Annotated in this window: 16 protein-coding genes; 13 read left to right on the top strand and 3 right to left on the bottom strand. The window is 43.8% G+C overall.

Annotated elements, in window-relative coordinates:
- Nucleotides 1-54 precede the first annotated feature (54 nt).
- The 3 genes from FFM64_RS11305 to FFM64_RS11295 all read left to right on the top strand — a co-directional run bounded on the left by FFM64_RS11305 (nt 55) and on the right by FFM64_RS11295 (nt 2,825).
- Nucleotides 55-909, top strand: a complete 855-nt coding sequence (locus tag FFM64_RS11305) for a DUF3737 family protein (protein WP_137608138.1) — start codon at nt 55-57, stop codon at nt 907-909.
- Nucleotides 899-2,068: a MalY/PatB family protein gene (locus FFM64_RS11300; protein ID WP_137608137.1), complete on the top strand. Its 1,170-nt coding sequence runs from the start codon at nt 899-901 to the stop codon at nt 2,066-2,068. The genes FFM64_RS11305 and FFM64_RS11300 overlap by 11 nt, the downstream gene beginning before the upstream one ends.
- Nucleotides 2,069-2,231: 163 nt before the next feature.
- A complete protein-coding gene (locus tag FFM64_RS11295) occupies nt 2,232-2,825 on the top strand; it encodes an NADPH-dependent F420 reductase (RefSeq protein WP_137608136.1) in 594 nt (197 codons plus the stop codon).
- A 47-nt stretch (nt 2,826-2,872) separates the two neighbouring features.
- Here FFM64_RS11295 and FFM64_RS11290 read toward each other — a convergent pair whose 3' ends face one another.
- Together FFM64_RS11290 and FFM64_RS11285 are read right to left on the bottom strand one after the other, a co-directional pair.
- Nucleotides 2,873-3,556: a YjjG family noncanonical pyrimidine nucleotidase gene (locus FFM64_RS11290; protein WP_137608135.1), complete on the bottom strand. Its 684-nt coding sequence runs from the start codon at nt 3,554-3,556 to the stop codon at nt 2,873-2,875.
- Nucleotides 3,557-3,571: 15 nt separating this feature from the next.
- Complete coding sequence (locus FFM64_RS11285; protein ID WP_171000395.1) at nt 3,572-4,432, bottom strand: alpha/beta hydrolase fold domain-containing protein; 861 nt, start codon at nt 4,430-4,432, stop codon at nt 3,572-3,574.
- Between the two features lie 241 nt (nt 4,433-4,673).
- Between FFM64_RS11285 and FFM64_RS11280 the strand changes: the two genes are divergently transcribed.
- The 7 genes from FFM64_RS11280 to FFM64_RS11250 all read left to right on the top strand — a co-directional run bounded on the left by FFM64_RS11280 (nt 4,674) and on the right by FFM64_RS11250 (nt 8,991).
- Entirely contained in the window at nt 4,674-5,243 is a 570-nt protein-coding gene (locus tag FFM64_RS11280; protein ID WP_137608133.1) for a sugar O-acetyltransferase, read from the top strand.
- An 87-nt stretch (nt 5,244-5,330) separates the two neighbouring features.
- The gene (locus FFM64_RS11275) at nt 5,331-5,774 is read left to right on the top strand and encodes a universal stress protein (RefSeq protein WP_137608132.1); all 444 of its coding nucleotides are present in this window, start codon (nt 5,331-5,333) and stop codon (nt 5,772-5,774) included.
- A 950-nt stretch (nt 5,775-6,724) separates the two neighbouring features.
- Complete coding sequence (locus FFM64_RS11270; RefSeq protein ID WP_137608131.1) at nt 6,725-7,354, top strand: histidine phosphatase family protein; 630 nt, start codon at nt 6,725-6,727, stop codon at nt 7,352-7,354.
- 113 nt (nt 7,355-7,467) lie between these two features.
- Nucleotides 7,468-7,773 carry a hypothetical protein gene (locus tag FFM64_RS11265; protein ID WP_137608130.1) on the top strand — a complete coding sequence of 102 codons (306 nt, stop codon included), beginning with the start codon at nt 7,468-7,470 and terminating at the stop codon, nt 7,771-7,773.
- Nucleotides 7,774-7,799: 26 nt separating this feature from the next.
- On the top strand, nt 7,800-8,057 hold the full coding sequence (locus FFM64_RS11260) for a hypothetical protein (RefSeq protein WP_137608129.1): 258 nt from the start codon (nt 7,800-7,802) through the stop codon (nt 8,055-8,057).
- Nucleotides 8,054-8,512: a GNAT family N-acetyltransferase gene (locus FFM64_RS11255; RefSeq protein ID WP_137608128.1), complete on the top strand. Its 459-nt coding sequence runs from the start codon at nt 8,054-8,056 to the stop codon at nt 8,510-8,512. The genes FFM64_RS11260 and FFM64_RS11255 overlap by 4 nt, the downstream gene beginning before the upstream one ends.
- Before the next feature lie 5 nt (nt 8,513-8,517).
- The gene (locus FFM64_RS11250) at nt 8,518-8,991 is read left to right on the top strand and encodes a hypothetical protein (protein WP_137608127.1); all 474 of its coding nucleotides are present in this window, start codon (nt 8,518-8,520) and stop codon (nt 8,989-8,991) included.
- A 75-nt stretch (nt 8,992-9,066) separates the two neighbouring features.
- Here the strand turns inward: FFM64_RS11250 and lepB are convergent, their stop codons facing one another.
- Nucleotides 9,067-9,687, bottom strand: coding sequence for a signal peptidase I (gene lepB, locus FFM64_RS11245; RefSeq protein ID WP_137608126.1), 621 nt, complete (start codon nt 9,685-9,687; stop codon nt 9,067-9,069).
- Between the two features lie 229 nt (nt 9,688-9,916).
- Here lepB and FFM64_RS11240 point away from each other — a divergent pair, with 229 nt between their 5' ends.
- The 3 genes from FFM64_RS11240 (at nt 9,917) to FFM64_RS11230 (ending at nt 14,466) form a co-directional block, all read left to right on the top strand.
- Nucleotides 9,917-10,486 (top strand): sugar O-acetyltransferase, encoded by a 570-nt coding sequence (locus tag FFM64_RS11240; protein WP_137608125.1) that lies wholly within the window; start codon nt 9,917-9,919, stop codon nt 10,484-10,486.
- A 691-nt stretch (nt 10,487-11,177) separates the two neighbouring features.
- Complete coding sequence (locus FFM64_RS11235; protein WP_137608124.1) at nt 11,178-11,879, top strand: ABC transporter ATP-binding protein; 702 nt, start codon at nt 11,178-11,180, stop codon at nt 11,877-11,879.
- Between the two features lie 10 nt (nt 11,880-11,889).
- Nucleotides 11,890-14,466: an ABC transporter permease gene (locus FFM64_RS11230; protein WP_137608123.1), complete on the top strand. Its 2,577-nt coding sequence runs from the start codon at nt 11,890-11,892 to the stop codon at nt 14,464-14,466.
- Nucleotides 14,467-14,554: the final 88 nt, after the last annotated feature.

Raw genomic sequence — 14,554 nt, 5'->3', positions numbered from 1 at the left:
ATAATCATTGAATCTTAATTAGCATCGTTACTTAGAGAAAGAAGTTTTAATTAAATGAAAATGATTAATCAACAATTATTAACCGGTGAACGGGCCTTATTTAAGGCACGCGATTTACACATTGAAAATAGTACTTTTGCAGACGGTGAGTCGCCGTTAAAGGAAAGCCAAAATATCGAATTAGAACAATCGATTTTTAAGTGGAAATATCCACTTTGGTACAGTCGTCATATTCGAGTAAATAACTCGATTTTTGAAGAAATGTCACGGTCTGGGATTTGGTATACCGATGACATTACGATTACGAATAGTACCTTACAAGCGCCTAAACTATTCCGGCGGGCAAGTCGAATTAAGTTAGATCACGTTCACATGCCTCATGCAGAAGAAACGTTATGGAATAGCCGGGATATCGATATTCATGATGTTCAGGCTGCCGGTAACTACTTTGGGATGAACAGTGAAAATATCAAGATTCGTGACTTTAATCTAGTCGGCAACTATGCCTTTGATGGGGCTAAAAACATCGAAATTCACAACGCCACGTTGATGACGAAAGATGCCTTGTGGAATTGTGAAAACGTCACGGTTTATGATTCAAAAATTATTGGTGAATATTTAGGCTGGAACTCAAAGAATGTACGTTTTGTGAACTGTACGATTGAAAGTGATCAAGGCCTCTGTTACATGGATGGACTGACGCTTGAAAACTGCACATTATTAAATACTGACTTGGCCTTTGAATATTGTAAAGATATTGATGCCGACATCGTTTCAAGTATTGACAGCGTTAAGAATCCAATCAGTGGTAAGATTCATGCTCAGGCGATTCAACAAGTGATTATGGATGATCCTAAACAAACGACTATTTCAGTGGACAATGAAAGCGGTGTGCGCCATGCAGTATGATTTTGAAACAATTATCGATCGGCGTCATACGAATTCAGCTAAGTGGAACGTCAAGCCTGGGGAATTACCGATGTGGATTGCCGACATGGACTTTCAAACGGCACCAGAAATTATCACAGCACTGAAAAAGCGGGCGGCCTTTGGCATTTTCGGTTATGAAGAAATTCCAACGAGTTATTATGAAGCAGTAGCTGATTGGTGGGCAACTGAGCACCATTTTCGACCACAATTGGACTGGCTGATGTTTTGTACTGGGGTTGTGCCAGCTATTTCATCAATTGTGCGCAAAATGACTGCACCAGGGGATAACGTGCTGGTACAGGCGCCAGTCTATAACATGTTTTATCATTCAATTGAAAATAATGGCCGACACACACTTTCCAGTGATTTAGTTGAAAATGATGGTCAGTACACGATTGATTTTACCGATTTAGAGCAAAAGTTGGCGGAACCATTAACAACGATGATGATTCTGTGCAATCCGCAAAATCCGATTGGAATCGTGTGGTCCCGCGCCGACTTACAACATATTGGTGAACTGGCTTTGAAGCATCACGTTTTAATATTAGCTGACGAGATTCATTGTGATTTAACGTTGAATGGTCAGGACTATACGCCATTTTCATCATTAAGTGCGCCAGTGGCCGCAAATAGCATTAGCTGCATCTCACCTAGCAAAACTTTCAATGTTGCGGCACTTCATGCGGCGACTTTGATCATGCCAGACCAGGCAATTCGCGAGCGTGTGAGTCGAGCCATTAACAATGACGAACTCGCTGAGCCCAACTCATTTGCGATTCCGGGGAGTATCGCGGCTTATCGTGAGGGACATGCGTGGGTTGCTGAACTACGGACTAAGATTGCAGACAATCAGCGTCAACTGCAGACTTTTGTGGCTAAAAATCTACCAGCTGTTAAAGTCATCGAAGCTCAGGCAACCTATTTAATCTGGCTAGACATCAGCGCGGTCGCAGCGGATGCGAGTGAGTTAGCCACATTTATTCGCTCGGAAACTGGGTTATTTCTTTCTGCGGGAGATGTCTATCGTGGTGATGGCAAGTACTTCTTGAGAATTAACATCGCTTGTCCAACGGCAGAATTAACGGATGGTCTAAAACGGTTGCAAGCTGGTATTGAAGCTTATATGGTTCAAGATTAAACAATTGAAAATGGCACGCTGGTTATGGCTGAAATAACTTGCGTGCCATTTTAATTGGTGAATTTTTTTGCTCAATTTAGACGGGTGATTCTCTTAATATTTCCCTTTGAGTGCACTTTTCGCTAAAATGGACTCATTAAATCATGGTTAAGTAGGTGAGTTCATGGAAATTGGAATTGTTGGTGCTGGGACTGTTGGTACCGTTTTGGCGCAAACCTTTGCGCGTGGTGACAATCAAGTAAAGCTCAGCCGACATAGTGGTGCGGCAAGTTTAGCGCCGCGGCGAGACGAATTTGCCGCCAATGTCGTATTTGTTGAAGTTAGCGTGGCGTTACAACAACCGTTAGTTATCATTGCCGTCCCGTTTGAACAGGCGCCAGCTGTCCTGCGGCAAGTCGCAGATTATGATCAGCGGATTGTTGTCGATGTGACGAATCAGTTTACAGCGGACTTCAAGAAAATAAAAACGGCGCCTTTGACTGGCAGTGAAGTGATTGCTGCTGCCGCAAATAATGCGCGAGTCATTAAGGCTTTTAACACGTTGCCACCAGAATTTATGGATGGTCACGTGAGCGGCGAGGGTCGGCGGGTGTTATTTTATGCTGGTGACGATATTGTTGCTAAGAAGACTTTTGCTGAACTGGTACGACCGTTGAACTTTCGTCCCATTAACTTAGGCAAGTTGCGACATGGTGGCAGCGTGATGCAAGTCGGTGGCGGTTTAGGCAACACGCATTTTGTTCAAATTGAAGAGTAGTGTCATTAATTGGGAGTGTAAAAAAGACGTCATGATGACGTCTTTTTTTAGTGCAGTAATATTTTTTCCAGTTGTTGAAAGTTATCCACAGTATAAGTCGGTTGATAACTTTTATCATTTGGACGATGATGTGGATTAAACCAAATATTTTTGAGTTGTGCGTGGATGGCACCGCTAATATCTGAGCCCAAGTTATCCCCAACCATGATGGTGTTACTATGCGTCATGGCCGGATTACGGTCAAAAATTGCGGTAAAGAATCGTGGATCTGGTTTCGCCACACCTAAGTCAGCTGAAATAAAGACCTGTGGAAAATACTGGGCCAAGCCAGAGCCTTGTAAACGGCTTAGTTGGGTCGTTTTCACGCCATTGGTGCCAACAATTAAGTTAAGTCCGGCTTGTTGTAAATCGGTTAATAAAGTAGTGGCACCGGGTAAAATGTAAAAGTTATGATCCAAGATGGTGCTGTATTCATGTTGCAAGGCAGGGCCGTTTACCATCACACCGAGCCGCTGAAAGACAACGGCAAATCGTTGATTCAGTAGTGGCTCTGGATCCGCACCGTGTTCAATTTGTGACCAAACCCAGTGATTATGGGCTTGGTAAACTTGAAGGCCGTGTTGCAAATCAGTGATACCATACTTTTTCAACAGGTCAAGAATGCCTTCCTGTTCCCCACGACTAAAATCGAGTAGCGTATCGTCTAAATCAAAAATAACGTATTTTAGCATGTGGATAACTCTTTTCTACACGAGGCGTTGAATTTGTTGGACCATGTCGTTAAATGATTCCTGATAAGCACCGGTCAATGAGACGGTAAAGCCATGCAGTGAGTTGGCATAGCGTTTAGTCGTGACCGGAGTATGTGCCAAAGTTAGATGATGTCCAAAGGTTTCACCTTCAGGCGCCAGCGTGTCATGATCAGCCGTGTGAATGACCGTCTGTGGGAAACCAACTAGTGATGAAACTGAGGCTAATACTGGTGACACTTCTGGATTACCTAATGGCGTGTTCGCACGATAGAACCGATTAAACCGTTTCGCTTGTTCAGCGGAAATAACGGCGCCAGTTGGATAGGTCAGATCGTCCGGGTCAGTATCTAAATCTAACGCAGGGTAGTCTAAAACAGCTAGATCTGCGACTGGTCGACCAGCCTTGAGCGCTCGCATTTGAGTGCCGGCAACTAAATTACCACCAGCACTGTGGCCAATGAGAATGAGTTTCTGTGGGGTTGCCGCGCAATAATCTGAGTAATGTGCTTGGACCGTTTGTACGAGTTCATCGCAAGCGTCTAATGCGGCTGGGAAAGGATGTTCTGGCGCTAATGGATAGTCGAAATCGAGTACGGTATATTGGGTTGCAATGCCAATTCGCTTACAGAAATAGCTGTCATGGTCGTTGTGTAAATGCACAAAACCACTGCCATGGAAATCAATAATGATGCCTTTTGAAGGCACATAGTTGGGTTCGTGAATGTAAAGTTTAGCGGTTTCACCTGAGTTTAATGGGAAATTTTCAGTCCGTGTGCGTTCTGCGGCCAATTGTTCAGCCGTGATTGTTTTTTGATGATTATCATGATTTTGTCGTTCTAAAGTTGCTTCGTTCAAATGAAGGACCTCCTTGATAAGGTCATCATACAGCAACTTTGCTTAGTGTGGTATCCTTAAATAGAAAGAATAGTCAGGTAACGAGTGACAGTTACCAAGACAGTGGCATTGTTTGTCGCTATTGCTCCGAGCTATGGCAGAAAATTTAAAGCATGAAATCAGTCAACTGATTAGAGTGACAATTTAGCCGGCAGGCGGCAATAAGTTTACAAACTAAAATATAGTTAAAAGGAAGTTCAGTATGGAAATCGATAATGACCCAGCTTATCAACAAATGATCAATGGTGAATTGTATATGGAATCACCCAAGTTACTCAAGTTACGCAACGATGTCCGTGGCAAGATTATGAAATATAACCAAATTGCCGATAACGACGAGCGGAATGCCGGGATGGCTTCACTCTTGCGCTCTGTTGGGGACCGTTTCTTCGTTGAACCGACCTTTGAATTCAGCTATGGTGTGAATATTACAATTGGTAATCATTTTTACGCGAACCACGGCGTTGAAATTTGTGATGAAGGTCAAGTGACTATTGGTAATGATTGTAAATTTGGCCCCAAAGTTGGGTTGTATACGCCAGTGCACCCACTTGATCCAACGGTACGCCGCACAGAAGCTGAACGGACTGCACCAATTAAAATCGGTAATGATTGTTGGATTGGCGGCAGCGCGATGATTTTGCCTGGTGTCACGCTCGGAAATAACGTGGTCGTGGGTGCCGGGTCAGTTGTCACGCATTCATTTCCTGACAACGTGGTCGTGGTTGGTAATCCGGCTCGAGTCCTGAAAGAAAACAAACCAAACGCCTAAGTTGACAAGTGTATCAGAGTCGTTGAGAATGAAATTGATCATTAAGTAATCAGTCTAAAATTTAACCAATTGGGGAGGACATTGATTATGTCAGAAATGAGTCCTAAGGAATTTAAGCATATTTTAGTCGGGGTTGATGATTCAGATGATGCACAGCTAGCCTTTCGCTATGCGATCAATCGTGCTAAAACAGATCATGCCAAGTTGACGATTGTGTCGATCTTGGAACAGGATAACATGAACGTCTATGAAGCGATGAGCAAGGATTTTGTCCATGGTCAGCGTGCCGATTTGGAACAACACGTGTTGCAATATGAAAAATTAGCCAAACAATTTGGTGTCGAAGACGTGGCTTCGATTGTGGACGAAGGCGATCCTGGTGAGACGATTGTGAAGGATATTATTCCAGCAATTAAACCAGATTTACTCGTCATCGGGTCCATTTCTAAACAAGGGGTTCGGAAGTATTTCGGTTCCCAAGCGGCTTATATGGCAAAACATGCACCAATTTCAGTTTTAGTGGTTCGTTAAATCAATCATCGATGGTGTGACTTACAGGTCGCATTGTCGATTTTTAATTTGAAGGCTAAAATTTAAAGACGAAAATCACTAATAAATGCCGTCTTAACAGTACATTGATGATGAAAAGGCCTCAGCGTTGTTGTTTCCGGGCGTCACTGATTGCATGCGGACGTGGGACCAGGCCAAGCCTGAAGACCGGTCTTGGCCTTCGCCCGAAACCTTTGCAAAAGCCGCAAATGTCTCGGGCGGTCCGTCCCGTAAGACCGGCAAAAAGCGCCACTCTAACGGGATCTTCACGCCCGATGCAATCAGCGACGCCCTCCAACCAGGTTAATGGGTATAAAAAGGTAAAAAAAGTTTGATTTGATTCTTAAAATAAAAGCGACAGTTAGCAGTGCTTTGAACTTTCTTGGCTGTTTTCATTGACTGTTCGTGTTTAATATTTCACTTATCAATCCTGTTAAACTAAAATTGATGGTCACTATTCATATATCTTCAGTTGAAAGCTAAAAAGGTTCATAAATACTGTCATGTAGGGAACAGCCCCTTCCAGATTAGGCACATGGTTTAGTTCCGACAAGCAGAAGCCAAATCTAACCTAAAAACAGTTAAATTAGCTGGAGGTTGCCGCTGATAGCATCGGTCGTGAAGGTGGCGTTGGGTCGGCATGATCTTTGCCGGCGTTACGCCACGGACGGCCCGGGACACTTGCGATTTGTGCAAGGGTTCTGGGCGAGGGGGAAGACGTTCCTCAGGCTTGCCCCGGTCCCGCGACCGCATGTGATCAGTGGCGACCGGAAGCGGCAATGTGACTTAATACCCAGTCCCTAATTATTGACATGATGGCAGTTACTAGCGATTTTTATCTTTCAACTTTAGTTTAAAGTGAAGGAATCCGGTGAGCGGGCTGCTTTTATGCTATGATTGGGAGATAAAATAAACGGAAGTGGGACCACAACATGAAAACTATCACCTTGTACTTAGCTGTGTCCGGAACAACTTATTTTGATCAACTTGATCGCTTTCAAGGCTGGAGCGGCACACCACTGACTTCGGCCGGTTTAAAGGCCAGCCAAGCGCTTGGTCGGCAGTTAGCCACCGTTAAATTTGAGACGGCGTTCGCGAGTGATGCGAGTCGTGCCGAACAAACGGGTCGCGCAATTATTGCCGCGCAAGCGAGTCCACTAAAACTGCAACAAAAGACGGCGCTACGGGCACCATTTTACGGTGGCTTTGAAGGCTTTGAACGGGCGGCGGTCTGGTCAGGCTTTGCAACTAAATTGGGCTATCCCACGATTGCGGCTTTTGAAGCCGACCAGACCCCAACTGAAATCCAGAACTTGATCCATGATCATGATGTTGATAGTTTGGCCGAAAGTGGGAATGAATTCTGGCAACGATATCAAACAGGACTAGCAGAAGTCGCTGCGGCAACCCCAGATCATGGTCGGGCATTAGTTATTGTGGATCCTGTGATTTTGCGTAAATTGCGCTTTGAAATTACTGGGCAACCGGCGACTGAACAGCAACTTGCGCCTTGCACCGTGACGATTGTGGATAAGACTGGGGATAAGCTAACATTACGTTAAGCTTTTACCGCGGGCTGTGCATAAGTCAGTGCTTGCGATTGCTGTAAATCTGCGATAATGTGGATAATGAATTTGGAACTAGAAACAAAATTAATTATAACGAGGTTTTAACTATGCAAGTTTATGTTGTGACCAGTGTTGTTGCTGGTCAAGAAACAGTTACAAATAAGGCAATTCAGGGTTTTATTGATGCGTTAAGTGATCAGCTAGATGCTGATTACACCGTTACTTTGGATACTGATTACGGAAAAAGTTTGACCAAAACGGACGATGCGGTTTATTTAGTTTATTTTGGTTCACAAGCTAATTTATCAGCAAAACAACGGGAACAAATGATTATTTATTATTCAGATGAAGATGTGGAAAACTGTCAAGTTGGCCGCTTTGTGGATATGTTAAAACAACTGAAGCAAAAGTAAGTTTAGCGTAATCGGGAGGTTATGGCATGAATTTAGTTATGCTTGGAATTATTGCCATCATCATTTTTATTTTAGAAGAATATGTTTTCTCCGCCAGTCGATATTTTTGGGTTGGTGGCATTGTGCCGGTACTTTGGACGGTTTTTTTGGCCTACTTAGTCGTCATGAACGCTGCTAATTTAACAGTTGCGGACTACGCGTTAGCCATTGTTGCGGTCGTTGTACCATATGTTTGCTGGGGCAATGGTTTTCAGCACCATTTGGCGAAGAGAAGTTCCCGATGATTGTTAGACTCACTGCGGAACAGGCACCCAAAGCACTATTGTTACTAGCGGATCCAGATTGGACCCGGGCTCAGCAAGCATTAGTGCACGCCACAATTTATGGTTATCAGTTAGCCAACCAAATTGTGGGCGTTTTGGTGTTGAAAACGACCAAGCCGAAGACTAAAGAAATCATGAATGTGGCCGTTGATCCGAGTTATCAACACCGTGGAATCGCCAAAGCTTTGTTAGCAGCCACGATTAAAAGTTGTCAACAGGATGCGAACTGTGACCAGCTGGAAATCGGGACTGGTAACTCCTCATTGCGGCAATTAGGTTTGTATCAGCGGGCTGGTTTTGAAATGACAACTATTTGGGCGAACTATTTTGTGGATAACTACTCAGAACCCATTTATGAAGATGGGATTCAGTGTAAAAGTATGGTGCGCTTAGCGCAAAACGTGAAGGGTGGTTAGGTTAAATGTGGCGAGCGGGTAATTTAATTAGTAGTTGGTTCTATGGGGCAATTGCGGTCTTTATCATCATGTTTTTTTCCGCGCGCCAAACGGTTAATCGAATCATTTTAGAATTTAATCCATTAGTCATTTACAGCATTATTTGTGCCTTGATCTTGTTTCCAATTATCAAATATCGTTGGCCAAAAGTTTTCAAAGTCTGGCGGCGAAAGTCTAAGGAAACGCCATCAACCCGACCTGATGATGATCAAATTATTCAGGATTCTGGTCGTACCTGGTCTGCGCCGGTTAAGCGCACGAAGCCTAAGCCAGTTCCCACCTCTTTGACACCACAAGTTGAAGCTAAAAGTGATTTTATGGATGAGTTCATTAATTTCTTTAAAAATATTTTGATGGCTGTGATTCTAATTTTAGTTAGTCCAGTTGTCTGTGGATACTTTTGGTTTAAAGATCGTCATACAAGTAAACCAGTTGACTAAAAAAGTTATCCACTGTGGATAAAAATAAAGCGTCGTCACATTAAAAGTGGCGGCGCTTTGTTCATTCAATCAGTATTACGGTTGAAAACTATTGATATATTGTTTGCGATTTTGCCAAGGCCAGGCTTTGACGACCCCAATCATTTTACTCTTAGGAACGAATCCCCAATAACGACCGTCATTAGAAACACTCCGATGATCCCCCATAACGAAGTAAGAACCCTTGGGTACCTTATTAGTGGTGACTTTAGTGTGCCAGCCATCCTGGTTGTTGCTCAAACTGTTCAGATCCCAGCCGGTGAACTTGCTATGGTTGTTGGCCATGAATGAGCCGGTGGTTTGTTGCATGTTGTTTTTTAAGTAGGTTTGTTTAACGAGTTTATTGTTGACGTATAGCTTACCGCTGCTAGTGTAGCGAACGGTATCACCAGGCATCCCGATGACACGCTTGACGTAAACAGCATCTTTGGATGCTTGATCTGGATCTAGGCCATAAGCGTCAAAGACAACGACGGACCCCGCTTTAATTTTGCTGGTCTTAAATGCAACGACGCGTTCGTTATTTTGTAAGTTTGGTTGCATGGAAGTTCCATCAACGCGAACCATGGTAAACCAAAACTGCTTGATTAGTAGTGCCAGTCCAAGCCCAATCACGACTGGGATGACCCAGCTCATAATACTTTTAAATGTTTTCACAGTTTTCTACTCCTTAAGTGTGTATAACTCTTATTATATACGACTACCCGGCATTGAGGGGATAAAAAAACTTAAAAAATTTGCTAAGCCCGAATGAATTCTGATTGAGAGTTGGCAAATGGGGCAACTTGCTTTTAGAAATGGGTCATAGTGCCGTTGAAATCGATTTCATGATATGGTTAACTTTAGCAGTAGCCAAATTTTTAATAAGTGGAGGATTGATTATCTTATGAAAACACAAAAGGAACGGATGTTGGCGGGTGAACTCTATATCGCTGATGATCCCGAATTATCTCGTGAAATGCGTGAAGGTAAACGGTTGGCGCGTGCTTATAGCCAAACGACTGAAGATGAAGGGGCAACCCGGACTGACTTGTTAACGCAGTTATTTAATAAAATTGGCAAGAATGGTTATTTGGAACCACCATTTCATACCGATTATGGTCGTAATACTACCATTGGGGATAACTTCTACGCCAATTACGATGCCATTTTTATTGATGTCGCGCCAATTACGATTGGTAATAATGTCTTTATGGGGCCACGTGTGGGATTATATACAGCGGGACATCCAATTGATGCTGAAATCCGTGCCGAACAATTGGAGTATGGTTATCCAATTACGATTGGGGATAATGTTTGGTTTGGTGGCAATGTGGTCGTTAATCCCGGTGTCACGATTGGGAGCAATGTTGTGATTGGTTCTGGTTCTATTGTAACGAAGGATATTCCGGACGGTGTTGTTGCGGTTGGCAATCCCTGCCACGTTTTACGTCAAATCACGGCACAGGACCAGTAGTATTGGGCCAAGCAAAAAGCAGCTTATTACGCTGATCGTGATGATGAGTAGGACGAGTTACCTCTGTAAAAATCAGCGTGTGACTGTTAAAATGTACTCATAAGATAGTGATATCTTATTGGACCTCGAGTCCGTAATATGAGTAATCATATTTTTGGTTGGCCTTTACCATGACTAACAGACATTTGACCGTCTTATTCATGCAGGCTATCACTGCGACCTTGTCCACTTTAGGACGGGGTCCTTTTTTGATTGACGCCGTTCCCCCACAGCACACTGATTTTGATTGACGGTGCGCTGAATTTTGGCGAGTCCACTTTAGATGTAACAGTTGCAAGTCATAAAATAGTTGTGATTTTTTGATGCTTTTAACCTCTAGTGAATGAATTTAAGGTCAGTTAGTGCTGTGAAAGCAGTTGCTGACTGATTTTTTGTTTGGGTTATTAAAGTGAAAAAGCACATCGATTCTGCCTGACTCCGCTATGATTAGTCTTTGAGATTGTTATTGGTTTTGAAAGATAGTGTTAATTTTCTACGATTATGCCGCTGGAGGTTGGCACGACCGCACGCTATCAGTGTTAACCGGAAGTGGCATCCACAGTGAAGCTGAGAGAAGTTTGTTGAAATTAGCGGAGTTGGCTGATTTTAAGGTATGATATAAATGTAACCGAATACATAGGAGGACTTTAACATGGCATATATCGAAGTAATTAAAGAAACCCGAGAGTTTCGGAATGGAAACCAGCGAACCGTTGCCAATCAGGCGTTATCATTCGAAGTTGCACAAGGTTCAGTAGTGACTATTTTAGGACCGAGCGGCGCTGGTAAATCGACATTATTAAATATATTGGGCGGAATGGATACGCCGACTAGTGGACAAGTTTTGATTGATGGCGAGGATATTGCCCAGTTTTCACCCAAGCAATTGACCACTTATCGCCGCCAAGCGGTTGGGTTCGTCTTTCAATTTTACAATTTAGTGCCTAATTTGACGGCCAGAGAAAATGTGGAACTGGCGTCACAAATCACGAAAAATGCCCGTGACGTTGATGAAACTTTAAAACTAGTGGGCTTGACGGATCGTGCGGGTAACTTTCCGGCACAATTATCCGGTGGGGAACAGCAACGTGTGGCCATCGCTCGCGCAGTTGCGAAGAATCCTAAGCTTTTATTGTGCGATGAACCAACTGGGGCTCTGGATTATCGAACGGGCAAACAGGTTCTACAAGTGATTCAAGATGCGGCTCGTGAAACCCAGACCACGGTTATTATCGTGACGCATAATAGTGCGATTGCGCAGCTGGGGGATCAGGTGATTCGAATTAATGATGCCAAGGTCCAGTCGGTCGTTTACAATGACCATCCGACGCCATTGGCTGAGATTGAATGGTAGGTGTTTAGTCATGACAAGAGCGTATCTTAAAGCCATTCGCCGTGAAATCTGGCGATCTAAAGCGCGTTTCTTTTCGATTATGTTGATTATCTTTTTGGGGGTCGCTTTTTACACGGGGATTCGAGCCACGGGACCCGATATGTTACAGGCAGCGGATGATTATTTTGCTAAACAACGGCTAGCCACAAATAGTGTGCAATCAACCTTGGGTCTAACAACTGCCGATATAAAAGCGTTACAGAAGCATCGTGATGAACTAATCATACAACCCGAGAAATATCTTGATGTGAATCAGCTCAATAACAACCGCGTCGTTCGGGTGGCTGAGTTACCGACGACCCAAAAACTCAATCAGCTACGGGTCATCAGTGGGCGCTTACCAAAAAAAGCCAATGAAATTGTTTTGGATTCGCAGGCTAAAGTGCTTCAGCCAAGTTTAACCTTGGGATCGACTTATCGAATCGTTAGTAGTAAGGCCGTGAATAAAAAGTTTACTCGGCGGCAGTTTAAAGTTGTTGGTTTTGTGAACTCACCACGCTATGTGGAAAATACTACCCGGGGTGTGACCACGGTTGGTAAAGGTACCTTAGATTATGTCGCCTATGTCCGGCCGCAAACCTTAAAGCTAAAGGTATTCACGCGAATTGACGTCCAATTTAAGAACTTAATTGGCGTGAAACCATATACGGCAAAATACAACCGGTTAAACCACACAAATACGACGAAACTGAAGCGTTGGTTGCGCCCACAAGCTAAAAAGCGGCAACAGAGTTTACAGCAAGCAGCTCAGCAGCAGTTAACGCCACTGTCACAAGCGGTGACCAGTTTAGCTGCCCAAGTCCCAGCGAACACGCCACAATTGGTTAAGTTACAAGCGCAACTCACAAACGCACAGGCCAAAGTTGCGGCGATTAAGCAACCAACTTATCTTTACAGTAATCGTGCTGATAACCCGGGTTATACTGAGTATCACGAAAATACACAACGGGTTGTTGCACTGTCAACGGTCTTTCCACTCTTCTTTATTGCGATTGCCGCGCTGATCTGTTTAACCACGATGACGCGGATGGTGGAAGAACTGCGGTTACAAATGGGAACATTGAAGGCTTTAGGTTATTCCAATGCCGCCGTTGGAAGCGAATTTATGATTTATGGCGGTCTGGCTGCCTTAATTGGGACTGGCTTGGGCGTCTTATTCGGTGTCAATTTCTTTCCACAGTTCATTGCCCAAGCCTATGGGAGTATGTATAACCTGCCAGCAATCGGTGTTCAGTATATTTGGTCAGATATCCTGATTGCCTTAGTCATTGCGTTATTGTGCACATTAGGGACGGCGCTGATTGTTTTACGGGTCGATTTGCGTAGTTTACCAGCACAATTGTTACAGCCAAAATCACCCAAAGCGGGTAAGACCCTCTGGTTGGAGCGTTGGACTGGTTTGTGGCATCGGCTTAGCTTTAATCATAAAATTACGTTGCGGAATCTCTTCCGTTATAAACAACGCTTATTAATGACAGTTTTAGGGATTGCAGGTTGCATGGCCATGATGATTACTGGTTTTGGTCTTAAAGATTCGATTGGCGATATTGGGACGAAGCAGTTTAATGATTTATGGCACTATGACGCAATTATCACCCGGACCGGTTCGGAAACGGCTGCACAACGCCGGGCGATTGCCAATGAAAAATTAACTCGGTCTAGTTTAGCTTTGAAGTCAGCACAAGCGACGGTTAAGCAAGCTGGTGTTGGGGAACAGACCGTCACACTGGGGGTTCCCGTAGAGACGCAACGATTGAATCAATTTGTTACGTTGCGTCAACGTCAGAGCCACCAACGGTATAATTTAGGTAATCATGGTGCCATTATCGATGAAAAGCTTGCCAAGCTGACACACGTTAAAGTCGGCGACACCTTAGCACTCAAATTAGCTGGTCAACCCACGAAGTGCGTTAAAGTTGCCGCAATCGCTGAAAACTATGTCAATCACTTTGTCTATTTAAGCCCGACATATTACCGCGAAACGTTTGGTAAACGGCCTATTTACAATAGTAATTATGTTCAGTTTACCCAGACGAGTGAGCGTCAAGAAAATGCTTATGCGAACAAGCTGTTGCGTCAGCGTGGAATTATGAACGTCACTCTAATGGCAACGGAAAGAAAGACCACCTTTAAGATGTTCGATAGCATGAACTTAGTCGTCCTGATCTTTGTGATTTCAGCGGGCGCCCTTGCGCTGGTTGTGTTGTACAATTTGACGAATATCAATGTTTCGGAACGAATTCGCGAGTTGTCGACGATTAAAGTTTTAGGCTTTTATGACGGCGAAGTGACGATGTATATCTTCCGCGAAAACTTAATTTTAACGGGATTGGGAATTATTCTAGGCTGTTTCCTAGGTAATTGGCTGCACAGCCACATTCTGCAGACGGCCGAAACAAACGCGTTAATGTTTTCACCGGGAATCCATCCGCTGAGTTACGTTTATTCGGCGTTACTAACGGTGGCATTTAGTCTAATCGTCATGGCGATGATGCATCGCAAGCTTAAACGGGTCAACATGCTGGATGCACTAAAATCAGTGGATTGAACGTGAGGACTTGCGCCGGGACTTAAAAAGTGATGTAATCGAATTGCAGTATAAATTGTGTTTATCAGGTTAAACACGTTCTCGGGGT

It is taken from the genome of Lactiplantibacillus daoliensis (assembly GCF_005405005.1).
Classification (GTDB): Bacteria; Bacillota; Bacilli; order Lactobacillales; family Lactobacillaceae; genus Lactiplantibacillus; species Lactiplantibacillus daoliensis.
This window is presented reverse-complemented; position numbering and strand designations above follow the sequence as displayed.